At 42.5% G+C, this 23,849-nt stretch carries 24 protein-coding genes; 13 read left to right on the top strand and 11 right to left on the bottom strand.

Going from position 1 to position 23,849, the window contains the following annotated elements; genetic code table 11:
- Window positions 1-106 precede the first annotated feature (106 nt).
- Entirely contained in the window at window positions 107-811 is a 705-nt protein-coding gene (locus RE476_RS07995) for an RNA ligase partner protein (protein WP_309307130.1), read from the top strand.
- 65 nt (window positions 812-876) lie between these two features.
- Entirely contained in the window at window positions 877-2,106 is a 1,230-nt protein-coding gene (locus tag RE476_RS07990) for a methionine adenosyltransferase (protein WP_309307129.1), read from the top strand.
- A 2-nt stretch (window positions 2,107-2,108) separates the two neighbouring features.
- Here RE476_RS07990 and RE476_RS07985 read toward each other — a convergent pair whose 3' ends face one another.
- From RE476_RS07985 to RE476_RS07975, 3 genes are all read right to left on the bottom strand, one after another.
- Entirely contained in the window at window positions 2,109-2,960 is an 852-nt protein-coding gene (locus RE476_RS07985) for a geranylgeranylglycerol-phosphate geranylgeranyltransferase (RefSeq protein ID WP_309307128.1), read from the bottom strand.
- Between the two features lie 7 nt (window positions 2,961-2,967).
- Window positions 2,968-3,885 carry a quinolinate synthase NadA gene (nadA, locus tag RE476_RS07980; RefSeq protein WP_309307127.1) on the bottom strand — a complete coding sequence of 306 codons (918 nt, stop codon included), beginning with the start codon at window positions 3,883-3,885 and terminating at the stop codon, window positions 2,968-2,970.
- Window positions 3,886-3,971: 86 nt separating this feature from the next.
- Window positions 3,972-4,787: an aspartate dehydrogenase gene (locus RE476_RS07975; RefSeq protein ID WP_309307126.1), complete on the bottom strand. Its 816-nt coding sequence runs from the start codon at window positions 4,785-4,787 to the stop codon at window positions 3,972-3,974.
- A 115-nt stretch (window positions 4,788-4,902) separates the two neighbouring features.
- Between RE476_RS07975 and nadC the strand changes: the two genes are divergently transcribed.
- The 5 genes from nadC (at window position 4,903) to RE476_RS07950 (ending at window position 9,637) form a co-directional block, all read left to right on the top strand.
- Window positions 4,903-5,742: a carboxylating nicotinate-nucleotide diphosphorylase gene (gene nadC, locus RE476_RS07970; protein WP_309307125.1), complete on the top strand. Its 840-nt coding sequence runs from the start codon at window positions 4,903-4,905 to the stop codon at window positions 5,740-5,742.
- A 135-nt stretch (window positions 5,743-5,877) separates the two neighbouring features.
- Window positions 5,878-7,140 carry a BatD family protein gene (locus RE476_RS07965; protein ID WP_309307124.1) on the top strand — a complete coding sequence of 421 codons (1,263 nt, stop codon included), beginning with the start codon at window positions 5,878-5,880 and terminating at the stop codon, window positions 7,138-7,140.
- 77 nt (window positions 7,141-7,217) lie between these two features.
- On the top strand, window positions 7,218-8,324 hold the full coding sequence (locus RE476_RS07960; protein ID WP_309307123.1) for an FtsZ/tubulin family protein: 1,107 nt from the start codon (window positions 7,218-7,220) through the stop codon (window positions 8,322-8,324).
- Window positions 8,325-8,529: 205 nt separating this feature from the next.
- Window positions 8,530-9,177 carry an ABC transporter ATP-binding protein gene (locus RE476_RS07955; RefSeq protein WP_309309580.1) on the top strand — a complete coding sequence of 216 codons (648 nt, stop codon included), beginning with the start codon at window positions 8,530-8,532 and terminating at the stop codon, window positions 9,175-9,177.
- 13 nt (window positions 9,178-9,190) lie between these two features.
- The gene (locus tag RE476_RS07950; protein ID WP_309307122.1) at window positions 9,191-9,637 is read left to right on the top strand and encodes a PPC domain-containing DNA-binding protein; all 447 of its coding nucleotides are present in this window, start codon (window positions 9,191-9,193) and stop codon (window positions 9,635-9,637) included.
- Window positions 9,638-9,640: 3 nt separating this feature from the next.
- On the opposite strand, the gene RE476_RS07945 is transcribed toward RE476_RS07950, so the two are convergent.
- Entirely contained in the window at window positions 9,641-10,027 is a 387-nt protein-coding gene (locus RE476_RS07945) for a transcriptional regulator (RefSeq protein WP_309307121.1), read from the bottom strand.
- A 155-nt stretch (window positions 10,028-10,182) separates the two neighbouring features.
- On the opposite strand from RE476_RS07945, the gene eno reads away from it, so the two are divergent.
- Complete coding sequence (gene eno, locus RE476_RS07940; RefSeq protein ID WP_309307120.1) at window positions 10,183-11,457, top strand: phosphopyruvate hydratase; 1,275 nt, start codon at window positions 10,183-10,185, stop codon at window positions 11,455-11,457.
- A gap of 56 nt (window positions 11,458-11,513) precedes the next feature.
- Here eno and larA read toward each other — a convergent pair whose 3' ends face one another.
- Window positions 11,514-12,752 carry a nickel-dependent lactate racemase gene (gene larA / locus RE476_RS07935; protein WP_309309579.1) on the bottom strand — a complete coding sequence of 413 codons (1,239 nt, stop codon included), beginning with the start codon at window positions 12,750-12,752 and terminating at the stop codon, window positions 11,514-11,516.
- A 144-nt stretch (window positions 12,753-12,896) separates the two neighbouring features.
- Between larA and RE476_RS07930 the strand changes: the two genes are divergently transcribed.
- The 3 genes from RE476_RS07930 (at window position 12,897) to RE476_RS07920 (ending at window position 15,423) form a co-directional block, all read left to right on the top strand.
- A complete protein-coding gene (locus RE476_RS07930) occupies window positions 12,897-13,523 on the top strand; it encodes a LysE family translocator (RefSeq protein ID WP_309307119.1) in 627 nt (208 codons plus the stop codon).
- 80 nt (window positions 13,524-13,603) lie between these two features.
- Entirely contained in the window at window positions 13,604-14,773 is a 1,170-nt protein-coding gene (locus RE476_RS07925) for an ABC transporter permease (RefSeq protein ID WP_309307118.1), read from the top strand.
- 233 nt (window positions 14,774-15,006) lie between these two features.
- Entirely contained in the window at window positions 15,007-15,423 is a 417-nt protein-coding gene (locus RE476_RS07920; RefSeq protein ID WP_309307117.1) for an inorganic diphosphatase, read from the top strand.
- Between the two features lie 34 nt (window positions 15,424-15,457).
- Here RE476_RS07920 and RE476_RS07915 read toward each other — a convergent pair whose 3' ends face one another.
- The 6 genes from RE476_RS07915 to RE476_RS07890 all read right to left on the bottom strand — a co-directional run bounded on the left by RE476_RS07915 (window position 15,458) and on the right by RE476_RS07890 (window position 21,601).
- The gene (locus tag RE476_RS07915; protein ID WP_309307116.1) at window positions 15,458-16,615 is read right to left on the bottom strand and encodes an ABC transporter permease; all 1,158 of its coding nucleotides are present in this window, start codon (window positions 16,613-16,615) and stop codon (window positions 15,458-15,460) included.
- A gap of 12 nt (window positions 16,616-16,627) precedes the next feature.
- Window positions 16,628-17,743 (bottom strand): hypothetical protein, encoded by a 1,116-nt coding sequence (locus RE476_RS07910; protein ID WP_309307115.1) that lies wholly within the window; start codon window positions 17,741-17,743, stop codon window positions 16,628-16,630.
- Window positions 17,744-17,827: 84 nt separating this feature from the next.
- A complete protein-coding gene (locus tag RE476_RS07905; RefSeq protein ID WP_309307114.1) occupies window positions 17,828-19,009 on the bottom strand; it encodes an ABC transporter permease in 1,182 nt (393 codons plus the stop codon).
- The gene (locus RE476_RS07900; protein ID WP_309307113.1) at window positions 19,006-19,692 is read right to left on the bottom strand and encodes an ABC transporter ATP-binding protein; all 687 of its coding nucleotides are present in this window, start codon (window positions 19,690-19,692) and stop codon (window positions 19,006-19,008) included. Before RE476_RS07900 ends, RE476_RS07905 begins: the two co-directional genes overlap by 4 nt.
- An 11-nt stretch (window positions 19,693-19,703) precedes the next feature.
- Window positions 19,704-20,966 carry a COG1361 S-layer family protein gene (locus RE476_RS07895; RefSeq protein ID WP_309307112.1) on the bottom strand — a complete coding sequence of 421 codons (1,263 nt, stop codon included), beginning with the start codon at window positions 20,964-20,966 and terminating at the stop codon, window positions 19,704-19,706.
- Between the two features lie 11 nt (window positions 20,967-20,977).
- A complete protein-coding gene (locus RE476_RS07890; RefSeq protein ID WP_309307111.1) occupies window positions 20,978-21,601 on the bottom strand; it encodes a Yip1 family protein in 624 nt (207 codons plus the stop codon).
- A 278-nt stretch (window positions 21,602-21,879) separates the two neighbouring features.
- Here RE476_RS07890 and RE476_RS07885 point away from each other — a divergent pair, with 278 nt between their 5' ends.
- Both RE476_RS07885 and RE476_RS07880 read left to right on the top strand, forming a co-directional pair.
- Window positions 21,880-22,593: an ABC transporter ATP-binding protein gene (locus RE476_RS07885; protein ID WP_309307110.1), complete on the top strand. Its 714-nt coding sequence runs from the start codon at window positions 21,880-21,882 to the stop codon at window positions 22,591-22,593.
- A gap of 19 nt (window positions 22,594-22,612) precedes the next feature.
- Window positions 22,613-23,845, top strand: a complete 1,233-nt coding sequence (locus tag RE476_RS07880) for a COG1361 S-layer family protein (RefSeq protein WP_309307109.1) — start codon at window positions 22,613-22,615, stop codon at window positions 23,843-23,845.
- Window positions 23,846-23,849 lie beyond the last annotated feature (4 nt).

Below are 23,849 nucleotides of genomic sequence, written 5' to 3'. Positions count from 1 at the left end.
TGATAATTTTGATAGTGTATTACTACCAAAAATACTTTAACTATACTCCGCCCATCTATATTATACGGAGCAGGTTCAATACCTGCCTCAACACGAAGGTAATCACATGCTAAGGCAACGTTTTGTTCTGGATACCACTGCACTGACCGATTTGCAGACAAGAGAAAAGATGGGGTCGAATGGTATATGCGAGGGAATGAAAGAGGTATTGGAGCTCATAGCCAGTTCCAGGCTAAACCTTGGCATAAGCTGTTACGTGCCTTTTCCATCTGTTTATAAAGAGCTGCATGAGTTTGCCCAGAACAACAATTGTGACGTCGATGTAATTGCAAAGATAGATACGTGGCTTGTGAAAAAGGCTCCTGATAGGTATAATGTGCAGATTCCATCCAAGGTATTCCATGAATATGTATCACATATGCGCGAGCGTATCAACAAGGGAATGGTAATTGCCGAGGAAACCATCTGGGACGCGTCCACCGAATGCCTGCTCATCGATACAAAAGCAGAGACCAAGAAAGATATTGGTTTTGATATCGAGAAGAGGGTTATCGGAGGGCATATCGGCAAATTCCGGAACAAATACCGTTCTGCACTTCGTTATGGTATTCTTGACAGTGCTCCTGATATAGATGTTCTTATACTTGCAAAGGAGCTTGATGCTGCTGTTGTGGCCAGCGATTTTGGAATTCAGAAATGGGCTGAGGAACTTGGTGTAAGGTTTGTCCCTGCTAACACATTCCCCATGATATTGCAGGAATATCTGAAACATGCCCAATCATCAGATGTGTCTCCTTCTGAAAATGAATAATTATTAATCCGATACCTGTTTAATCTAAATTACATATTGTAACTGCCAATGGCGGTCAGTGATCCTTGGGAGGGGTAAAACTGAGAAATATAACTGTAGAGAAATTCAGGGCAGCAAGTGCTCCGGAACAACACCTGGAGATAGTCGAAAGAAAAGGACTGGGTCACCCGGACAGTATTTGTGATGCTATTATGGACAGGATATCAGTCAATTTGTGTACTGAATACCTTGAAAAGTTCGATGCGATCTTGCATCATAATATTGATAAATGCCTGCTTGTTGCCGGTGAGACTGCAGGTATCTTTGGCGGGGGCGTTGTAGTAAACCCCATGCTTCTTGTAATTGGTGACCGTGCAACATTCAAGGCTGAAGATACAGAGATAGATGTTGCCAATATAGCTGTGGATACTGCCAGAAGCTGGTTTGATGAGAATCTGCGTTTTATGAAACAGGATTTTGTGGAATATCAGGTGGAACTTAAACCCGGCTCAGCAGAACTAACAGATATCTTCAGAAGGCAAAAGGGCATACTTGGTTCCAATGATACATCTGCAGCAGTTGGGTATGCTCCTCTCTCCTTTACAGAACATGCAGTGATGGATATGGAGAAACATCTTAATTCCGCAGAATTCAAGGAAGAATATCCTGAATCAGGTGAAGATGTTAAGGTCATGGGTATAAGGCGGGGTAACAAGCTTGATCTTACAATTGCTATGCCTCTAATTGATTCTTTTGTTGATTCCGAACAGCATTATTTCAACATGAAGGGTGACCTTTTTGGAGCAATGAACGGATTCCTGGCAAATTATATGGAATCAAATGGTGTGGAGATGAACGCGTCTGTTTCTTTCAACAATCTTGACATTCCCGGCCGTGGAATGCAAGGAATCTATACAAGTGTTACAGGTACATCAGCTGAAGATGCCGACTGCGGGCAGGTTGGTCGTGGCAACCGTGTGAATGGTATAATTCCTCTGAATCGTCCTGTTAGCAGTGAAGCGGCGGCAGGAAAGAACCCGGTGAGCCATGTGGGTAAAATATACAATGTCCTGTCCCATTATATTGCTGGCAGGATTGTGGACAAAGTGCCCGATGTAAAAGAAGCATACGTATGGCTCCTGAGCGACATCGGTGTTGCCATTGATAAACCAAAGGTGGCAGCAGCCCAGGTAATCATGGAAAAAGGTTCAGTTGATTCTGTAGCAAAAGAAGTAGAGGACGTCATTGACTTTGAACTCGAACACATCCAGGATTTCTGCATGCAGCTTGCCAGAGGTATGATGCCTGTCTGTTGATATCAGGCACCGGCTATGAATGATATGAGTGCGAAGGCCATTGCCATCTTGAACATCTTTGATGACTTTGCCGGATCGTTCTTCCCAAGTATTTGGTAAACAGCTACAACAAAGAGTATGTCAGCTAAAGCAACTATGAACAGGTAGCGTATGCTCATTAGTGACTGCAGATAAGGTAGCGGACTTGCCAATACTGCAGCAAAGCCTATCAATGATGCCAGGTATGCCGCTTTTTTAGCTCCGATGAGTATTGGGAGTGTGCGTGCCCCGTCTTCCCTGTCACCTTCAATATCTTCTATATCCTTGACTATCTCCCGGGCTATAGTTGCCAGGGTTGCCAGCAGGAAGAGCACAAATACTCCGTTGATACCACCGTTCTCAAAGAACACTGCCCCGCCAAAAAGGAAGGTTGAACCAGTGAGGTATCCGACTGCAATATTTCCCAGAAGAGCGGTACGTTTCAGGGTGCTTGCATAATATATGAGTAGAATGGAGTTAATAAGGGCGATAGCACCGCATATCAGATTAATGGATGCTGCAAGGATAGTACCGGTAGCAAAAAGTGCAAGTGAGAAATATAATGCTGTTCTAAGGCCTATTTTTCCAGAAGGTATGGGTCTTTCCGGTTTGTTAATCCTATCGATACCAACATCAAAATAGTCATTGATGGCATTGCCCGCGCCAGTTATCATAAACACTACCAGAAATACTTTAGTTGCATCAAATATCGGGAACTGGATCAAAAAGGTATTATTCGCTACAACTATGTTGTATGCTATAAAAACCCCAACAACAGCCGCAATAGCCGCCATGAGGCAATTGCCTGAACGGATCAGTTTCAGATATGTTTGCATAATAAGCTTACCTACTTCGTTTCACTTCCAGCATTCTGTCAAGTGCCACTCTGGCTTTTACTCTGGTCTCTTCAGGAATGGTGATCACATATTGCATTTCCTCAAGTGAAAGCAATAGGGATTCAAGGTTTATAGCCTTCATTTCCGGACACACTGTATATTCAGAAACGTTATAGAATTTCTTTTCCGGATTATCCTTCTCCAGTTTGTGAAGGATGCCTCTTTCAGTTGCAATGATGAATTCATTCCCTGCATCTTTTACATATTCAACCATTCCGGTGGTGCTGAAAACCTTATCTGAAAGGTCAATTACGTCCCTTTTACATTCGGGGTGTGCCAGCACTTCAGCATTAGGGTGTTCTTTCCTGGCTTTTATAACGTCCGTAACAAGTATCTGGTTATGTGTGGGGCAGTATCCTTCCCAGGGAATTATCTTCTTTGTACTGAATCTGGAAACATAATCTGCAAGATTCTTGTCCGGGACAAATAGGATCTCGTCCTCTTCAAGGGAGTTGACAACTTCAACTGCATTTGCTGATGTACAGCATATGTCACTCTCTGCCTTTACCTCGGCCGTTGAGTTGACATAACAAACCACTGCAGCATCAGGATATTTCTTTTTCTCCTCGCGTAATGCCTCAGCTGTTATCATTGATGCCATAGGGCAACCTGCATAAATCTCTGGCAAGAGCACTATTTTTTCAGGACTCAGGATGGCTGCACTTTCAGCCATAAAATTCACTCCGCAAAAAACGATAACTTCAGCTTCCTGTTTCATCGCTTGCTTGCTCAGTCCCAGAGAGTCTCCTGAAAAGTCTGCAATGTCCTGTATCTCTCCTCTTTCGTAATTGTGTGCCAGGATGACAGCATTGCGTTCCTCTTTCAGCTCCAGTATCCTTTCAATGATATTTTGAGTATCCTGCATGAGATCATAACCTTTCTTAACCAGCCGCCCAGTCTCAACTTTCCTTTTGTGGAAGATAGTGATTATAAATAGTCGGAAATTTCAGTTCACGTTCCTATCTGGAACGGGTTGGATATCTTCTTTAAAGTAGCTATGGCGGAAAGGGATGCAAGATAACTGCTTTTTGGATTTGTAGGGGATGGGACGTTCTCAACCCTTGTAGTAAACTCTCCGAATACACCTTCTACTGATATCTCGTGTATGTTGCGAGTGAGTGCCGGATTTGCTACAATCTTCACCTTCGTCTTCTCAAAACCAATGCCTGCAATGCTCAGAGTGGCAGCAACATTCACATTTGCCGGGAAAGCCTTGACCGCTTCACTGGCAGGTCCTTCAAAAATAACGTTTCTCCCGTTTATCTTATCCAGATCTATCTTATTCCTGATGATATATGGTGCCCCTGCAAGTCCTCTTGGTGGCTTTTGAGTGGTGAGTGTAACTGAATATATTTCCTCGCTTGAAGCTGATTTAAGCCCGTCAAGTCCAACGATGGCTCCCGATGGCAGATATACCTTGCAGTTGTTGTCTTTTGCAAGTTCCCTTATGGTCTTATGCAGTTTCTCATCGGCAAAAGCACCTACACTCATGATCATCACGTCACAATGTGCATGCAGGGCTGCGGGTATCACTTCATAGACAGCTCCCTGTGAAGCACATTCAACAAGAAGGTCTATCTCTTTGATCATCGCGGAAGTTTCCATTACCTGAGGTTTGTATCTTTTAAGAGTAGACAACAGTTTATCCACATCATCCATATTTCTGTCATATATGGCAAAAAGCTCTGCCTCAATGGTACCATCATCAATGGCTTTGCAGATGCTGGTGCCGATTGTTCCACAACCTATAAGTCCGATCTTTAGCATTATTAATCCCTGAAAATTGAGCCTGTTAAGTAGATTTGTTGGTTACTGCTTATATTGATTATTTAAGTAGGTTTTGCTTATATGCTGGAAGCATATAAATCCCTTTACTGTAAATATGATAGATAATATGATATTCACACATGAGATCGAGAGTTTCCTTGAAGAGGACCTCGGATATAATGATATTTCCTGTAAGCTCGTTGGTGAAAAACCTGTAAAAGGCATTATCTTCACTAAAGAAGATTGTACACTTGCCGGACTTGAAGTAGCACAATCGTTCTTTGATTATTTCAATATCCATTATTCCACCGAACATTCAGATGGTGACCGACTCTCTAAAGGCGATGTCATATATTCCTTAAGCGGGAGTTCCCTTTCAATTCTCCGGACGGAAAGGCTGGTCCTGAATTTCCTTGGTCATCTCTGCGGAGTAGCAACGAACACAAGAAATTGTGTGGATATAGCCCGCAGGTATTCTGATGTAAGAATCGCATGTACAAGGAAGACAACACCAGGACTTCGTAAATATGAGAAAATGGCAGTGATAGCTGGAGGTGGTGATCCTCACCGGTTCAACCTTTCAGATACTATAATGATAAAGGACAATCATGTGAAGCTGATGGGAGTGGAAGGTGCTCTGTTATCTGCAAAGGCAAAGGCCGGTTTCACCCAGAAAATAGAGGTGGAGGTCGAGTCTGCTGCAGATGCACTGACTGCAGCAACTTCAGGTGCTGATATCATCATGCTTGATAATATGGGTCCGGGTGAGGTCATTAACACTGTGCAGATGTTAAAGAGGTCTTCAATCCCTGGACACATTATAATTGAGGTTTCAGGTGGTATCAATATGGATAATCTTGAAGATTATGCTAAGACCGGAGTTGATATTATATCTATGGGTTCTCTCATCCACCAGTCCAGATGGATAGATGTAAGTCTTGAAATAATAGTATGATTGATTTTATGACACCGGCGTGGCTAAATATTTTTATTACGTAATATTTAAAAACGATTATAATCATAACATTTATATCAAAAACAGCGTATTTTACTGAAAAACAAAATCAAATTTTGATTTCCTGAGGAAAATATGGTTCGACCTACTCGATTCTTCGTTATTTCTTTGTGTGTAGTTATCTTCTGTCTATCACTGGCAGGAAATGCCTCCGCAGCAGTGGAGTTGTATAATGGTACTATCACTACTGGTGATGGTTATCAGATAAACAATTTTGTCATCGATGCTACGGATGCTTTCCCTAGTGCAGAGTCTGCCTCATTCTATGTATATAATAATGGCAATGAGGTTGATGACTTCCTTATCAATGAAGGTGACTCTTATGAATTTGATTTTGAAGATGATGGTACTATAGAGGTCACTCTCATATCTGTTAGCAGTGGTACCCTTCCAGTGGTCAGGGTCTCCATAGTGCTCAGCAACTATTTACTGAGTGATGTCTATGAAAGCGGTGTCATTGATGGCGGTCATAAGTATGCTGTATTTTCAGGCACTCCTGAACTCAAGATCACAAAGACCGTTGACAAATCAGATATCAGTGTAGGTGACCTTATACGTGTGACTGTTACTGCTGAAAACATCGGTGACGACAAGGCAACAGAAGTTATATTCCAGGAACCACAACAGGCTAAATTCTTATTATACGAATCATTTGTAAGTCAGACCGGTCAGACATCAGTTGATGTGGGTGAACTAAAAACCGTCTCGGTATATCAACTAAAAGCAACTGAGGCAGGAACTTATTCCCTTTCACCTACTACGGCAAGTTTCTCAAACACAGCCGGTTTGGACTTTCCGCAGGTCTCATCCAATTCCCCCGTTGTAATAGTGGAAGCCGGTGAGGATCTTGTTAATGCCAATATCGAATTTACAACAACGCTCGACAAATATACTGTCAGCAGGAATGATGATATCAGGGGTACTATCAAGATCAAAAATACAGGGGATACTTCGGCAACAGGTGTGACTGTCAATATTCAGGTTCCTGAGGGGCTGGAGTTTAATGGTGGCTCGGGAATCGAAACAATCTCAGGTGTTCCGACGATATATCTGGAATCGTTTGGTGTCCAGCAGGAAAAAGAATTCTCTTTCACTTTAAAAGCTGCAGAGGTTGGTACCTATACCATCTCTACTGAGAACAGCTATCTTTTCAATAATGGTGTAGATGCTCAGTTACAGCAGGTCAGTTCGGATTCAGTGACAAGTAAAATACTTGTTGCAAAAGGAAAATATGATTATCTTTTTGAGCAGCCTATATATGTATACCTGATACCTTTAGTTATAATCGGAGCTGTGGCCGGATGGATATTCCACAGGCACAAACAATATAAGTTCTGATACTTGATTTAGACTTAAAAGAAAAACAATCACAAGATTTATCTGATTATAATTATATTACTACGCGGAGGAATTAATTGCTCAACATACTCATCGTTGGGAACGGTCAATGCGGAAACCGCATACTGGATGCCATTAACAGAGAGGCTTTTGGTAAAAAGAGCCGCTTTGGCAAGTACTTATCCCAGCAAAAATACAAAAGCAATGTGCAAACAATTGCTATCAATACTGCAGTGAATGATCTCAAAGAGATGAAGTTCACAAAAGCAAAAGACAGGATACATATTCCTCATCTTCATGGCGTCGGAGCCAACAGAAACGTAGGTAAACATGTTTTTGAGGATAACAAGACCCACATCATGAGACAGATCGAGGAAAGAGGGAATTTCGATGTGTCCTTTGTTATAACATCTGCATCAGGTGGGACCGGTTCTTCCTTTACGCCTATGCTTGTAAAGGAACTTAAGGAAAAGCATGATTTTCCAGTTTATGTCGTTGTTGTACTTCCTTTCAGGGAAGAAGGTACACTTTATCTTCAGAATGCAGCTTTTTGTCTAAGGGACATACGCGAGAGCGGGGCAGACGGTATCATACTTGCTGACAACCAGTTCCTCAAACAAATGGGAGGAAATGTCGAATCAGCTTACAATGGTATCAATGATATGGTAGCCAAGCGTCTTCTTTTCCTCATGGATGCACTTGACAGCGAAATGATGATGGTGACCGATCTCGGTGACTTCAAGACTGTCATGAGCGGTGGTGCAGGACTTGCAACCATCGGTTTCTATGAGGCAGAAACAGATATGCCTGTAAGGACTGCTATTCAGAAGGCAGTCTCTCCTTCCGGCCTTTTATTCTCCAGTGATGTTTATGATGAGGCCAGCAGGGCCATGATTATAATAAGGGGAGATAGGGAGCGCCTGAGCATTGATGAGATATCCACGGAAGTAGAAAAACTATCCAGCTCCGTTGGTCATGTTTTCAAAGGTATCATTGTCAGGGATGGAGAACTTCCACAGGTTCTGGCAGTTCTGACCCTTGAATCCGCAGCCGAACTAGAGAATCTTTATTCGATAGCTGTGGACGCTATCAAGTATGAGCGTGCAAAGAAGGACCGTGTAACTAACGATAAAGAAGTTGACCGTGCATTTTCACAGATAGACGGAATGGACCCATCTTATTGAAGTCTTTTTTCCGTTGTTTTTTATTTTACTGCTTCATGTTATCTGTTTTTGATGAGTCATAAGACTGAAGTGTCTTTGCCACTCATTATAAAAAAACCAAATACATTCAAATAGTCTAAGCCTCAATAAAGGTATCAGAGGTTTTATTTTGGCTGATGATAACAGGTCCGATATTATTCAGATACGTGGACTTTCCAAGATATATATGAATGGTGTCGAAGTCCATGCTCTCGATAACATAGACCTTGATATCAAAAAAGGTGAGTTCCTTTCTATAATCGGTCCCTCTGGCTCAGGGAAAAGTACTCTTCTGCATATGATCGGTATTCTTGATACGCCTACTTCAGGCAATATCTCTATAGATGGAAAGGTAATTACGGATATGTCTGAAAAAGAGAGGTCCAAAGTGCGTAATGAAGTATTGGGCTTTATTTTCCAGTATCATCATCTTATGCCTGATTTTAATGCTCTTGAAAATGTAATGATGCCCCTTTTGATAGGTGGCATGAAAAACAAGGATGCAAAAAGACAGGCTTCTTCTTTGCTTGAGGAGGTTGGTCTGGGTGATCGAATGGACCATCGCCCGAATCAGCTTTCAGGTGGTCAGGCCCAGAGAGTTGCCATTGCCAGGGCTCTTGCGAACAATCCGGGTATAGTTATAGGAGATGAACCTACGGGGAACCTTGATACGAAGGCAAGCGACATGATATACGATCTGCTGCGAAAACTCAATCGTGACAGGGGACAGACCTTTATTCTTGTTACTCATGATGAGGAAATGGCCAGGAAGACCGATCGAATTATCAGGATCGTTGACGGCCGGATATCAGGAGACTCTCAGGAGATCCGATAAAAAAGGTGAATTCATGGAATATTCAAAAGGAAATATCGGAAGAGTATTTACAGTTCGTCTGGACCAGGGAGACGATATTCTCTCAGAACTTGAAGGTCTGGCTGTCGCAGAAGACATCAGTTCTGCGATGTTCATGATGCTCGGTGCTGTAAAAGAGGCGAGTCTGGTTGTAGGTCCGAAGACCAATGATGTTCCTCCTGATCCACAATGGGCAAAGTTCAATGATGCGCATGAGGTCCTGGGAATTGGAAATATCTTCCGGGAAGATGGAAAACCAAAGATACATCTTCATTCCGCAGCAGGAAGGGGTGACTCTATAAAAGTAGGCTGTTTACGGGGAGAAAGTGAAGTTTTCATGGTCGTAGAGATATTCATCATGGAAATATCCGGTATATCTGCAAATAGGATATTCGATCCGAAAAGAGGTTTTGCCCCGGTGACATTTTCGGATGTTAATTGATTACTATTGAATATTGTTACTAAGGCCCTTGAGTTGCTCCAGGGCTTCAACCATTTCCAGATTCTTTTTAAGGGCTTTGGATTCAAAGGTTTTGACAATATCCTCAAATGGAACGACCAGTTTGTAATATTTCACAGGTCTTCCTTTATCTGTGTTCTTTTTTTCGTTCCTTTCTTCTATCCATCCTCTTTCTCTTAACGGACGCATAGCGATGCTTACTTCTGGTTGTCTTAGCCCGGATGCCTGTTCAATGTTCTGGGATGTCAATTCATCCCCGCATACCAGGCAGGCAATAGATATTGCTTCGGTTCTGGGTACCTCCAGACCTTGCAAAAGTTCAATTATCTCATAACCTTTCCCATCTAAAAGGTTACTATTTCCGGTTTTCATTTGTTACTATTAATACTTTTGAGTTTATATAATTTATGTATATATAACTCCTCACAAATTAATTTAATCAATTTGCCTGAATAAAAGAAGTGAACGGTAACAATATATACGGTAATTGCAAAGTAGGTGTTATAATATGACAAAGGTGGAATAGGATGCCGTATATCGATAATGACAGCAATTACAGGATAACTAAAATTCACGCACGTGAGATTCTGGATTCCAGAGGAAACCCGACAGTTGAAGTTGATGTTTATACGCCATGCGGATTCGGCAGGGCCAGTGTTCCATCCGGTGCATCTACCGGAAGCAACGAAGCTCTTGAACTGCGCGACAAGGAAGACCGTTATGGGGGAAAAGGTGTTCTTGACGCAATTGACAATGTAAACACAACAATAGAGGCTGAAGTACTGGGTATGGATGTCAGAAAACAGCGTGAGATCGATGGTCTGATGCTGGCACTGGATGGTACTGAGAATAAAATGGAACTTGGTGCTAATGCAATTCTTGGTGTTTCAATGGCAGTTGCCAGAGCGGCTGCAGATTCCATGAAGATGCCATTGTACCGTTACCTTGGTGGTATCAATGCATACACACTTCCTGTTCCTACAATGAATGTTCTTAACGGTGGCAAGCATGCAGGCAATGATCTTTCCATTCAGGAATTCATGATCCAGCCAAAAGGGGCAGAAACTTATTCAGAGGCTCTGCGCATGGGCACTGAAACATATCATGCACTTGGCAAGATACTTGAATCAAAGTATGGCGGTTCAGCAACAAATGTAGGTTATGAGGGCGGCTATGCACCATCTATCCAAATGACTGCCGATGCTCTCGATGCTCTTGTAAGTGCAATTGAAGAAGCAGGATATACGGAATCTGAGATAAGCATTGGTCTTGATGCAGCAGCTTCTGAGTTCTTTGACGGGCATAATTATTCCATTGATGGAAAACTGTTAAAACCTGCTGAACTCGTGGATTATTATCTTGAGCTTATAGAAACATATCCTATCATCCTTATTGAGGATCCATTCCATGAGGAGTCTTTCGAAGACTTCGCAACCCTCACTAATGATGCATGGGACACTTTTATCGTAGGCGATGACCTGTTTGTTACAAATGTCGATCGTCTGGCAAAAGGTGTGGAAATGGGTGCTGCAAATTCACTGCTTTTGAAAGTGAACCAGATTGGTTCCCTGTCTGAAGCATTCGATGCAGCTAACATGGCAAACCGCAATGGATACAGTGTTGTTGTAAGCCACCGTTCCGCTGAGACCGAGGACACAACCATTGCCGATATTTCAGTGGCAATTGGTGCAGACCTTATCAAGACCGGAGCACCGGCAAGAAGTGAACGTACTGCAAAATACAACCAGCTTCTCAGAATTGAAGAAGATCTTGGTCAGGCAGCACGTTACATGCAAATTTAAAGCTGAATTCAGCTTTAATTTGCTTAATCCTTTTTTCTTTTAATTCAATCTAATTTTTATTCGAGCAACGGAACAGTTAAACTTCCCTGTGGCAGGATTATCGCATAAGGCTCCTTGCCCTGCTCTTTTACTTTTTCTATCGCCCTGTCAAAGGTTTCCTGTATATCCGTACAAGGTTGCAACTTTGCCATTTTGATTGTATCATGATGCAGGTCTGAGATTGCCCACATTTCCGCATAAACACCTATCTGTGCCATCTTGGCGGCTTTATGATATCCCAGTTTGTATCCCTCATCGATCTTGCACATAACGTCTTCACACGTATTTGCAGAACAGAGCAGATTCAGGAAAGTGTCATCTCCCACACCATCCCTGCATTTGGATACAAGGATAATGACTCCTCCTTCTTCAAGTGCAAGCTTGCCGTTCTCAAGCGCTTTCTGGGATTGGTAGAGGTCGATATCCATAGGGTAGGGGGCAGCGGTGAGTACAATGTTTCCTTTGCGGCTGCATTTTGCACAGAACACTTCATTTGCTTTCTCTACTGCCATATAGAAGGATTTGAATAGGTCACCTGAAACCATTGCGTACAGGCCATGGTCAGCTGTCAGGACCGTCTGTATTGAGAACACGTTCAGGTTCTTCAGCACTTTCATTGCATCTTCCATATCTTCTGCAACAGGGTTCCCTTTGATGGCAAGAGGTTGTGCAGCATCGGAGAGTGCATGCTTGTGGTTCATCTCGATGGTCTTGTATGATGCCACGCCAGGCAGGAATGCTTTTCTTCCTCCTGTATAACCTGCAAAATAGTGGGGTTCAACGCTTCCAATGACAATGATATTCTTGTATTCGTTCACCATTTTGTTGAGATACATCTCGGTGCCGTTGCTTGATACTCCAAGATATTCCATATCCTCATCCTTGCGTGCATCGTGGACGAATATCCTGTCACTGAATTCATCGTATATCTCACCGAAAATATATCTGAACTCATCCTCGGTAGGTCCTCTGTGTGCGCCGGTGGCAACAAGGAACCTGATATCCTCATGTTCTCTCAGGATATCTGCCATCTCAGCAAGTACCTTTGCTGTTGGTGTGGGTCTGGTGGCATCGTTTACAAGTATCAGTATCTTATCGCTGTTCTTAACGAAATCCTCAAGCGACTCCGTTGCAACAGGTTCTTTCAATGATTCGGCGATAATTTGTGATTCGTCCCCCACTTCGACCTGATTGGGTGCAATTACCTCATGTGGTATTTTCACATCGAGGTCAACGAATTCTTTTCCATAAGGGATTGGTATTTTGATAGAAATTCCTCCACGATAAAATGATAGTAACTGGTTAGTTCATAAATAGCAAGCTTTATTTATAGAATTCTGTTCTCATATATCCAATTAAAGATATCCAGTGTTTCCTTGATATCTAAAAAAGGTGAGCTATTGATAGAATCTACGCAACTCCTGTACTTCATTGCAGCATCCGTAGCTCTTACTCTGCTACCCGGTCCTGATATTATCTTTGTTCTTACTATGAGTATATCCCAGGGTAAAAAAGCCGGAATGTCAACTGCCTCCGGTCTGTGTACTGGTTTATTGTTCCACACCACTGCGGCAGCATTGGGTGTTTCTGCTATATTGTACAGTTCAGCACTTGCATTTGCAGCTCTTAAATATGCCGGAGCTATCTACCTATTATATCTTGCTTACAAAGCACTGAGGGAAGAAGGCAGTTTTGCATCTATGGAATCTGTAAGGGAAAAAGACATTTCTCTTCTTTACAGGAGAGGTATCTTCATGAATTTGCTGAATCCAAAAGTTTCACTGTTCTTCCTGGCATTTCTACCTCAGTTCGTGAGCGCTGAAGCAGGAAATGTTCCTATGCAGATGACATTTCTTGGTGCTGTATTTCTGATTCAGGCTCTGGTTGTTTTTTTCCTCGTATCTATCTTTGCAGGTTTTATTGGCATGAAAATCATGGAAAGGCCGAATATGGGTAAACATATCAACAGGGCTAAAGCAGGTATCTATTCATTTATTGCTGTGGAGCTTGCACTTTCCCATCAGTGATATTTCGTTTTATTATTTTGTATATTCACGGAATAGTTATATTATAACAGTCAAATCTCTTCTATATAGGTGGCCAGTCTATGTATGAACTGAGAATAGCCCTAAGACACATAAGTGCACGCAAACGTCTTACTTTCTTTGCAGTGTTTGCCGTAGCTCTGGCTATTGCTGTTATTGTTGTTCTTATGTCCATGATGACCGGTTTCACTGAAGAGCTCATTTCCACAACTGTGGAAAATTCCCCGCACATTGTTGTGAGTTCAGCCGATCAGAAAGAGGATTACGTTCATTTCTACAATTACTACTCTGAGCAGATAGCCGCAATGGATGGTGTCGAGGCGGTATCTCCCGTATTTATTGGTCAGGCGGCCATAAGCCATAAGGATAATGCAGAGGGTATTGATCTCAATGGTATCGATCCAATAGCTGAAGACACTGTTATGCACATATCCGATGATATTGTATCAGGGGACCTTTTTGCTCTTAGCAGGAGCAACAAAGGTATTGTTATTGGTGACAAGCTTGCAGAAGATCTTGAAGTTGTTATAGGTGATAATGTTGACATTGTTATGCCAGGGTTTGGAGCTGCCTCCTACAAGGTAATTGGTATATTCGATAGTGGAACACCAAATGATGAAAGTATTGCATATGTGCGGTTTGATTCGGCTCTGGATTTCTTTGATGAGAACGGTGTTGCCAGCAAGATCAATATAAGAGTGTATGATCCTTTCCAAGCGGACGTTATTGCGACTTCCATTGAACGGGATACGGGGCTTGATGCTTTAAGCTGGATAGAGGCTAACAAAGAGATCCTTGATCTTCTTAATACCCAGATGTTGATCGTATGGCTATATTATGGCCTTATATACATGATAGCAGGCTTTGGTATCGCCAACACTCTTTTTACAGTTGTCATGGACAAGAAAAGTGAGATTGGTATGTTAATGGCAATGGGTGCCTCAAAGAGAAACATCACAATGATATTCCTTCTGGAATCGCTCATACTGGGTACAATGGGTGTATTACTTGGATGTGTGCTGGGTTATTTAGGTTCAACTGCACTGTCCTCTTATCAGATAGACCTTCCAAGTGAGATGTATTTTGGCCTGACAACCCTCCCACTTAAGACTGATATCATGAACTATGCTTATGCAATTGTATTTTCCTTCCTCATCAACATAGTCGCAGGTGTCTATCCTGCAAGACGTGCTGCTGCGCTTGATCCTGTCGAGGCTATTGAGAGCGCCTGAGGTTCTGATCTTTGTAACTAAAGCGCGGCAGTTAGTTCGTACCCTTACGAAAAGTATTTATTCTCAAAAGCCGTTTGTACACTTGCGAACGGGTCATATAAATGGGTCTATTAATTAGTACCTCTCCAACCACCCAACACACTTGATGCCACCATACCTGTGCATTCAACCCCAACCCCCTTTGCCCGTTCGCATCCCCTATGTTTTTTTATAAAGCGTACCAATAACGTTGCATGAAGATTGTGATTGAGACGCCCAAATACAGTTTTTTGAAATATAATAAAAAAGGGTCACAGTTCGTAAAAGAATTCCTGTCTCCAATACCCACAATATTCAATTATGGTTTTATTGAGGGAAGCCTTGCAGACGATGGCATGGAAAAAGATGTTGTTGTGATATGCCCCCGTATGTCACAGGGCACAGTTTTTGAAGTGGCACATACGGATGGTGTTATCAATTTCATCGATGATTCTCTCGTGGATAACAAAGAGATCATCTACATTGAAGGTTTCTTCTCAAAACCGCTGTTCTACTTTTACTTTCATCTCTATGCAACATTCAAGATCATGTATTATCTGATTCTCAAAAGGAGAATATCGGTTTGTAAGTTCGAGGGAATCAACAGGTATAACGGGGAACCAAAAAAGTGAAAAGTGATATAATCCCGAACAGCGCTTGTTTTATTCACCTTGTGGTTATAGCTTCAACCGGGTCGAGACTGGCTGCCCTCTGTGCGGGATAGATACCTGCTATAAGGTTCAGCAAAAATACAATTGTGATTATTGTCACCACGTCTTTTATCCTTACAACAACTGGTATGTAATCCAGTCCATATACGCCGTCAGGAAGCGCATAACCTCCAATTGATAATGCAAGTGCAACTCCGAATGCGGTACCCAGTACCGCTCCTGCAAGACCAAGTATAGCACTCTCAATCAGGAAGATTAATCTAATGTTGGATTTTGTAGCACCCATTGCCAGCAGTATCCCGATCTCTTTCACCTTGCCCATGACTACCATGTTCAATGTGCTGACAACACCAAAGGACGCTATCAAGAGGATGAATCCAAGTGTGATATTGTTAGAGGTGGTCTCGATTGCGATGGTTCTCAATATCTCTGGATTGTTAGTTGTCCATCCTTCAGCATTGTAACCGTTCTCCTCGATGATCTGTGCAATCTCCCTGTCCCGGTTGAAATCTCCCAGTCTCAGTGATATGCCGTTGATGACGTCTTCTATATCGTAAAAATCCTGTGCAGTCTTAAGTGAAGTGTATGTAAGACTTTCATCGAGTGACGTTCCGGTGTCATAGATTGCTATGACTCTCAATGAAACCGGATTTGCATTGGGGAACGATACTTCCACACTGTCTCCGATGTCCAGTTCCATATCTTCTGCAAACGTATCTCCAATAATGATACTCCTGTCGGAATATGTAAGTTCATCATAGTTCCCTTTCACTATGTCTTTCTTTGTATGGGCAACGGCATCTTCCTGCGATGGAATTATTCCCTTCAGGGCAGCGTTCTTCGTATTGTCCTTGAATTTGAATGAAGCTTCCCCTATAAGGTAAGGTGATGATGCAACAACGCCATCTATATCATTGATCTTCTCGACAATGTTCTTGTAGAGGTGGATATAGTCCTCGCCATCCTGGGGTGAAACGACAACATGAGGCAGGTTATTGACCGTCTTACTGTAAAGCTCCTGGGTGAATCCTGCCATGAAAGACTGGGATACCATCAGGATCATAACAGCTATCCCGATGGCAGCAACTGAAAGAATTGTCTGTCTTTTTCTCGCTCTTATATGACGTAGTGCAATGAACAATTCATATCGCATCAGCCACACCTTTCAATAATCTCTCTTTTGGGATAGCATAAACGCAGCAATTAAAGTAATTACCAGGATGATCGGGAACATGAGTCCGGGTGATTGCTCTGTATTGTCGGAAGTTGTTGTATTTCCTTGCTCTGCTGCAGGTTCATAATCAGATTCGATGATACTTTCCTCAATATCAAGTATGTCTCCGTCATTGCCGATAACTTCAATGACAAGTGAATATACTCCTGTGGTAAGGCGTTCTTCCCATATTGTTTCTACAGTCTCATCATCACCGTTGAGAAGCACTGGTGACTTCTTAGTGACAGATTCAATAACAGTTTCTCCATCATCATCCTGCTTTGAGACTGTAAATCTCACATATCCTGTAAAAGGCACCTGTGATATGCCATCAATGGTGGCGCTTGCTCCGATATCATCTTCATAGGTGTCACTGATAAAAACATCATCCTGTGCTGTAAAATCCTCTGTAAGGGCAATGTAGCTTACAGACGGTGAGTATAGTTTGACCTTGATCCTGCCGCTGTACTCCATATTGTTCTCAAGCAGCACATTCCAGTCCTTGCTCACTTCCATTGGCTGTGTGTGAACTGAGATCTTCTTTTCTGTACCAGAATAAATTACATCCGAACCGTCCATGAGCATATATTCAACATCAACAAGAACAGCTTCTTGCGGTGTTATCATTACGCTGAAACCCTGGGAATTTGAGACCAGGTCGTCAACCGTGATCCTTGGTATTGTCTGCCTTCCGTTGACAAAATTATATGCATTCTCATAGACGGTGCATCCGTCTTTGGAAATAATACTTTTGATAGTATATTTTCCGTCTCCCATGTCGTCGGTATTCCACTTGAAGGCTTTAGTTACGTCTGAGCCGGGTGCAATGCTGTCTATGGTAAAAGTTTTCCTGTCCAGTATGCTGCCTTCATGTTCCATATGAACATCAAGCTTCAGTCCGCTTATCTGTTCTGCACTGTGCAATGTAATGTCACATGTATCGAGGTCCGAGTAGGTATCGATGATGCTGACATCATAGTTTTCTGATGTACAATCAATTGCAAAAGAAGGGCTTGTGAGGGAAAGTATCAGCAGAACAGCTGTCAGGGACAAAAATGCATATCTCATATCGTGGCTCCTGTATCTAAATAAAGTTCTTTTTGATACTATTTATAGCAGTATGTGACTTCAATTAATATATCGGGGGCTGCATCACTCGTATCTTAATGCGTCCAGCGGCTTCATTCTTGAGGCTTTCAATGCAGGGTACATTCCGCCCACAAGGCTTGTTGCAATGCCAAAGAAGAAGCCTTCCATTATGTAGAACATACTGGAAAATGTAAACAGGTATGATGTATTCTTGACCACAAGGGCCATTACAAGATAACTGCCACCAAGGGTTAGTATTGCTCCGGCGGTGCTGGCAATCACTCCAAGGAACAAAGCCTCCAGCAGGAACATCTTCAGTATATCTTTTCTCGAAGCTCCCACGGCCTTCATGATACCAATCTCTTTTGTACGTTCCATGGTGGACATGAGCATCACATTGAGTATGCTCACACCTGCTACAAGCAGTGATATCGAACCGATGCCCATGAGGAAAAGTGAAATGGACCTGAATACATCATCAAGACTTTCTGTTATTAAATTAGTGGCAAAGACCGTTACAAGTTCATCCTTCTTATTGATACGTTCTTCAATTTCATCTGAAACGGCATCGATTTCATCTATGTCTTTTACAATGACAATGACCTGGTCATAACCTTCATCGGCATCAGGATATAATTTATCATACATTTCCGCTGACGTAAAAACACCACTATCTGTGTTAATATCAAACCCAAGCCCTCTTTCCTTGAGTATTCCGACAACTCTTAACTTGGAATCATCTATCTCTATCTTCTGTCCGGGAGTAAGTTCCAGGTTACTTGCCACACTTGAACCAACAACACAGTCCGTTGAACCTGGTTTAAAATAACGTCCTTCTTCCAGTTCTACCAGTTTCTCAAGGTCATCCCTTTCAATATTGTAGACTGCAACGTATGACTGAACCGTGCCTCCACCGTTCTTATACTCTATCACTTCTCCGCTGGATGACACAGGTATTATACTTTCGATATTCCCTACCTTTTGTATCTGGTCTATCTGCTTGTCAGTGATGTAATCCTCACCCGGAGCAGGTGACACGATAAGCTTGTCCCCTATGTCCGCAAAAGAATCCGTGACCGAAAGTTTCAGGCTGTTTCCCAGTATTCCCATTGATGATATTGCAATAACTCCTATGATAATTCCTATTGCAGCAAGTATGGTACGGACGGACTGTCGTTTGAGATTCCTTTTTGCAAGCTCGGCATACATATTATTCTTAAGGATGTCGGAGAGCTTTCCTTTCATATCAGGACCTCCCCATCCTGTATGTTTATAGTTGTGTGGGAATATTCTTCCAGCTTAGGGTCGTGTGTAACTACTATAATAGTCGTCCCTGCACCATTGAGTTCCTTTAGCAGTTCCATGATATTGTGGCCGGTTCTGGTATCCAGGTTCCCGGTAGGTTCGTCTGCCAGAAGGATTGGCGGATCGTTTGCCAGTGCCCTTGCAATTGCGACCCTCTGCTGTTGTCCTCCTGACATTTCATTGGGTTTATGGTCTGCAAACTCCAATGGTAAATCAGCTTTTTTCAATGCTTCAAGGGCTTTTTTCCTTCTTGTTTCAGGGGATGCCCCATTGAATATCATGGGAATCTCAACATTCTCCAGGGCTGTAAGGGTCGGTATGAGGTTGAATTGCTGAAAAATAAAACCTATATTATTTCTACGGATGGCTGTAAGGCCATCATCATCAAGTTTAGATAGGTCCACATTATTGACCTTTACCTTTCCGGATGTGGGCAGGTCAAGGCAGCCTATCATATTCAAAAGAGTACTCTTTCCGGAACCTGATGATCCCATAATTGTAACAAAGTCACCTTTATCTATTGAAAAGCTGACTCCGTTAAGGGCATATATTTTGTTATTTCCAAGTGTATATATGCGGGTTACATCTTGCAGTTGTACTATTGGATGTTGAGGATGTTGCATGTAAGCACCGTTCATTCAAGGAGATAATCCTCATCGGGAACTTCTGTTCCATCTTCCCTTTCTACTTTATTCTCTTCATCCCTGCGTTTTTTCCATGAGTATCCTATCACAGCTACAATTCCAATAGCGATAAGTCCTGCAATCAGCCAGAGGCCCAGTGAACTTCCTTCGTCCTCACCATTTGAATATGTACTTCCTGATTCAAGGGATATTTCCTGGGAAATAGCAGTGTAGGCATTGTCAGGGTCCCTGAATTCAATGAGTACGGGTATTGAGGAAATGTTTCCTGATGTTACTCTGGCGCTGAGGTCAAAACTGCTGAAATCATCTGCTTCCAGGGTCCCGATGAAATAATTGGCGTAGGGTTGTACAGGCTCCACACCTTCGACATCATCGATTGAAACCATCACATTCTTTGCATCTGTGATACCAAAATTGTTCAGGTCGCCTGATACTGTGTATTTGTTACCTGCTTTCTCTATCTCAATACCTGTGAACACAAGGGGCGACTGTTTAATGATCCTGACATCCTTTGTTGCCGTATCGGAGTCATGCAAATTATCTCCGTTGAAATAGGTCGCAGTAAATGAAATGTTTCTGTAGCCTTCCTCACTGGACATGGTGTTAAGGGTGAATATAGCGGTAGACTTGTTTCCTTCCGGGATGCTACCCACAAAGTAATCGGAGGGGCTGAAAGTCATGTCTTCGGCATAAGGCGTAACAATGACGCTTGTTACGTCATTTGGTCTTCTGTTAACAACATCAACGCTGATAGTGGAAACCTCATTCATCAGGGTAGAAGGTAAATTGGACAATATCAGCTTTACATTCCTGTCATCCACTTTTACCGGTATGCGGTAGTTGAGGTCGTACATATTGCTGCCGCCTACGATTATAAGGTCGACAAAATGGACTCCTGTTTTAGCTGTTTCCTTGACTTTTATATTGAATGTGAGTTCCAGAGTATCTCCGGGACCAAGCAGCCCGACATCGGTGTAACTCTTATCGAGTATCTCCAGATTGCCGTTTCCATCAAGACTTGCACTGGCAATGTAAGCATTCATGTCCAGTGTCTCGTCATCCTCTTCTACGTATATCTCACCTGTTGCCATATTCTCAAGTGTGACCGTTATCGTTCCCATGTCTCCTGGCATGAATACTTCCGGTTCTATATCATATTCAAGAGTAAGGGTAGGCCTGATATCCGTGGTTGCAGACCCGCAAAAAGAGAATGTGGCCAGAAGTATCATGGCCACAGTGATTATTTTTATCATGCTATTCACTTTCATGCACCAAGAAGTTTTAAGTTGAGCAATGTGTACAGTATATATATTAATACCGGAATTCCTACGGTCATTGCAGCATTCTTAAAACTTAGATTTCTGGAGTACATGAGCCCAAACATCCAGATATTTGCACTCCATAACAAAAATATGATTCCTATTATCCCGGCAATTCTCATTGAGGGGTCTGATAATATTGCTTCCTGCAGCAATTGCGGCTCTGTCATGCTAAAATCAATGTTTGAAAATACTTTGTTTGTGAAATAGAGATTCACGAGGGAGCCTGCTATATTTGGTATGAATCCATATGATACAAATTCCATTACTCTCTTGAAATCTCCTTCACCATGGAACACAAGTGATACGATATAGAACACTGCGCTGTATAGTATCCACGCAAAAATGACGCCTATTACCGCGCCGATTATTCCAAATACTGCTCCAATACTTGCAAAGGGCGCTGCTTCTGCCGGCAGTGTTCCCATTACTTTCATCATTACAATATAAGCACTTACGGCTCCTATTATTGCCATCAGGGCCATGATAATAAGTGGATTCTTCCACTCGATATCCTGATTTATTCTTCTATTGAAAAACCCGTTAGGGTCTGTTAATACTTCCAACATCCTTTCCACATCCAATTTAGTTGTTAATCTGCAAACCAACGTGTAAATATTCAAATCTGTCGATATATAGTCAAACCATTCATGGATTTATGGATATTTATAGTTTGTTACGATAATAAATAATTCAGTTTTGGTTTCATCAACTTTCAACCAGTTGAAATAATCGGCAAACAAAGAACATTTTTATAAGTTCAGACCAGATTTACTTTACAGCCTAAAATCTGGTATTTTCATAAAAGGCACTCATTAGTGCTTGCGGGCGTTTCAGGGGTCATACTATGGCTGAGAGTAATGAGAGCAGTCTAAAAATGATGGATGGAGTTCCTGTAATTGAACTTGTCAATCTGTGTAAGAGTTACCATGTGGGGGATATGGATGTACCCATACTCAAAAGTATAGACCTTAGCATTGGGCAGGGTGAGTTCGTTGCTATAATGGGGCCTTCCGGCTCTGGTAAAAGCACATTGATGAATATGATAGGTTGTCTGGACAGGCCAAATTGTGGGCAGGTAATTGTGATGGGGAAGGATGTGAACACACTTTCAGACCCGGAACTTGCAAAACTGCGTGGTCTTGAGATAGGTTTTGTTTTCCAGAACTTCAATCTTGTTCCGCGACTTACAACTCTCCAGAATGTTGAGCTTCCTACTTATGCTAATAAGAAAGAGGGTGTAGATGCCCGGAAAAAGGCAAAGGAACTTGTGGAGATGGTTGGTCTTCTGGATCGTATGAACTACAAACCGTCTGAAATGTCCGGGGGACAACAGCAGAGGGTTGCAATAGCAAGGGCATTGATTAACGATCCTTCTCTCATTCTGGCAGATGAGCCAACAGGTAATCTGGATTCAAAGACTGGCGAGGAGGTCATGGAGATATTTTCGGACCTTCATAAAAAAGGAAGGACGATAGTTATGATCACACACGATCCGGATCTGGCAAAATATGCGGACAGGGTCGTCTATCTGAAGGACGGGGTCATTGATAATAACTGAGGAAAACGGAGGGTAGGTTATGTTTGGGAAAAAGAGGCTGGTTTTGATTATAGCAAGTGTATTATTGTTGTCACTTGTGATGATGCTGAATGCATCTGCTGCGGATGGTGCGGACCTCAGGGTTAGCATCCTTAAGTACGATCCTATTCCTGCAGAGATAGGGGAATATGTGAGTGTATGGGTGAAAGTGGAGAACCTGGGATATGCAAAAGCAGATGACCTCTCCATAAGAATGGTTCCTGATTATCCGTTTTCCATGGACAGTAGCGCAAACGCACAGGTCAACATTGGAATACTGACGCCCGACAATGCAGCAGTTGAGGAATTCCGGCTCTTTACGGATACGGCTGCAAAACAGGGTACCGGTACTTTTGAAGTATGGTATCAGGAAGACAGCAGTGGTACATGGTTCAAGAAAGAGTTCGAGATAAGGGTGGGTTCCGACAGCTTTGACAGTAAAGGAACTATACAGCTCTCAGGCGAGCCTGTAAAGGAACCTGAGGTTTTCATGCCAGGGGATACTGGTACAATCTCATTCACACTTCAGAATAGTGCCACCGATTACTCCATCACCATTGACGGGGAGCAGTATGATACCAATGCCAGAATACAATCTGCATCTCTTAGCGGCGTTGAAGGAGTAAAAGTCACCACAGGTACTTATTATGGAAACGGTATCATCGGCCCGGGTGAGTCAGTGGACCTCACATACAATGTGCAGGTCGATGAAGACACTCCTGATGGGACATACTATCTCGAATTTTCCATTGTCGGCAGTTCACACTCATATAATAACAACTGGAGGATTCCAATAAAAGTGGATTCGTCCTCTGTCAGGGTTATTCCATCAAAGCCACTTGCACTTGAAAATGGAGAAGGGGTGCTTGAATTTGATGTTGCCAACATCCATCCCAATATGCTTTCATCTGTGAGTGTGCAACTTGAAGCAGAAGGTATTGAGTTTTCCCCGGCAGAGTATTTCATTGGTTCGATGGACCCTGACGAACTCTTCACCATCGAGATCAATGCAAAGGCTGCATCAGAGGACATAACTTTCCCGGTTGACCTGATTATCAATGCGGATTTCAGGAATGGCCTCAATGAACATACACAGCAGGTAGAAGTTCGTCAATTGAAGCATCATGTAGTTGAAAGCGATAGTGGTTCGGGTATCTACCTACTAGTGCTTCTCCTCATTGTTGTAGGTGCAGGTGCTTACATCCTTTACAAGCGCAGAATGGAAAAACAGTAACTCA

Source organism: Methanolobus mangrovi, from assembly GCF_031312535.1.
GTDB lineage: Archaea > Halobacteriota > Methanosarcinia > Methanosarcinales > Methanosarcinaceae > Methanolobus > Methanolobus mangrovi.
The sequence above is the reverse complement of the archived record's forward strand: the minus strand, read 5'-3'. Positions and strand labels throughout refer to the sequence as shown.

What these genes read in the sequence shown, in the direction of transcription:
- RE476_RS07995 (WP_309307130.1), top strand. Translation starts at nt 107, where the DNA reads ATGCTAAGGCAACGTTTTGTTCTGGATACCACTGCACTGACCGATTTG.
- RE476_RS07985 (WP_309307128.1), bottom strand. Translation starts at nt 2,960, where the DNA reads ATGCAAACATATCTGAAACTGATCCGTTCAGGCAATTGCCTCATGGCG.
- nadA (WP_309307127.1), bottom strand. Translation starts at nt 3,885, where the DNA reads ATGCAGGATACTCAAAATATCATTGAAAGGATACTGGAGCTGAAAGAG.
- RE476_RS07975 (WP_309307126.1), bottom strand. Translation starts at nt 4,787, where the DNA reads ATGCTAAAGATCGGACTTATAGGTTGTGGAACAATCGGCACCAGCATC.
- nadC (WP_309307125.1), top strand. Translation starts at nt 4,903, where the DNA reads ATGATAGATAATATGATATTCACACATGAGATCGAGAGTTTCCTTGAA.
- RE476_RS07965 (WP_309307124.1), top strand. Translation starts at nt 5,878, where the DNA reads ATGGTTCGACCTACTCGATTCTTCGTTATTTCTTTGTGTGTAGTTATC.
- RE476_RS07955 (WP_309309580.1), top strand. Translation starts at nt 8,530, where the DNA reads ATGAATGGTGTCGAAGTCCATGCTCTCGATAACATAGACCTTGATATC.
- RE476_RS07950 (WP_309307122.1), top strand. Translation starts at nt 9,191, where the DNA reads ATGGAATATTCAAAAGGAAATATCGGAAGAGTATTTACAGTTCGTCTG.
- RE476_RS07945 (WP_309307121.1), bottom strand. Translation starts at nt 10,027, where the DNA reads ATGAAAACCGGAAATAGTAACCTTTTAGATGGGAAAGGTTATGAGATA.
- eno (WP_309307120.1), top strand. Translation starts at nt 10,183, where the DNA reads ATGCCGTATATCGATAATGACAGCAATTACAGGATAACTAAAATTCAC.
- RE476_RS07925 (WP_309307118.1), top strand. Translation starts at nt 13,604, where the DNA reads ATGTATGAACTGAGAATAGCCCTAAGACACATAAGTGCACGCAAACGT.
- RE476_RS07920 (WP_309307117.1), top strand. Translation starts at nt 15,007, where the DNA reads ATGAAGATTGTGATTGAGACGCCCAAATACAGTTTTTTGAAATATAAT.
- RE476_RS07915 (WP_309307116.1), bottom strand. Translation starts at nt 16,615, where the DNA reads ATGCGATATGAATTGTTCATTGCACTACGTCATATAAGAGCGAGAAAA.
- RE476_RS07910 (WP_309307115.1), bottom strand. Translation starts at nt 17,743, where the DNA reads ATGAGATATGCATTTTTGTCCCTGACAGCTGTTCTGCTGATACTTTCC.
- RE476_RS07905 (WP_309307114.1), bottom strand. Translation starts at nt 19,009, where the DNA reads ATGAAAGGAAAGCTCTCCGACATCCTTAAGAATAATATGTATGCCGAG.
- RE476_RS07900 (WP_309307113.1), bottom strand. Translation starts at nt 19,692, where the DNA reads ATGCAACATCCTCAACATCCAATAGTACAACTGCAAGATGTAACCCGC.
- RE476_RS07895 (WP_309307112.1), bottom strand. Translation starts at nt 20,966, where the DNA reads ATGATAAAAATAATCACTGTGGCCATGATACTTCTGGCCACATTCTCT.
- RE476_RS07890 (WP_309307111.1), bottom strand. Translation starts at nt 21,601, where the DNA reads ATGTTGGAAGTATTAACAGACCCTAACGGGTTTTTCAATAGAAGAATA.
- RE476_RS07885 (WP_309307110.1), top strand. Translation starts at nt 21,880, where the DNA reads ATGGCTGAGAGTAATGAGAGCAGTCTAAAAATGATGGATGGAGTTCCT.
- RE476_RS07880 (WP_309307109.1), top strand. Translation starts at nt 22,613, where the DNA reads ATGTTTGGGAAAAAGAGGCTGGTTTTGATTATAGCAAGTGTATTATTG.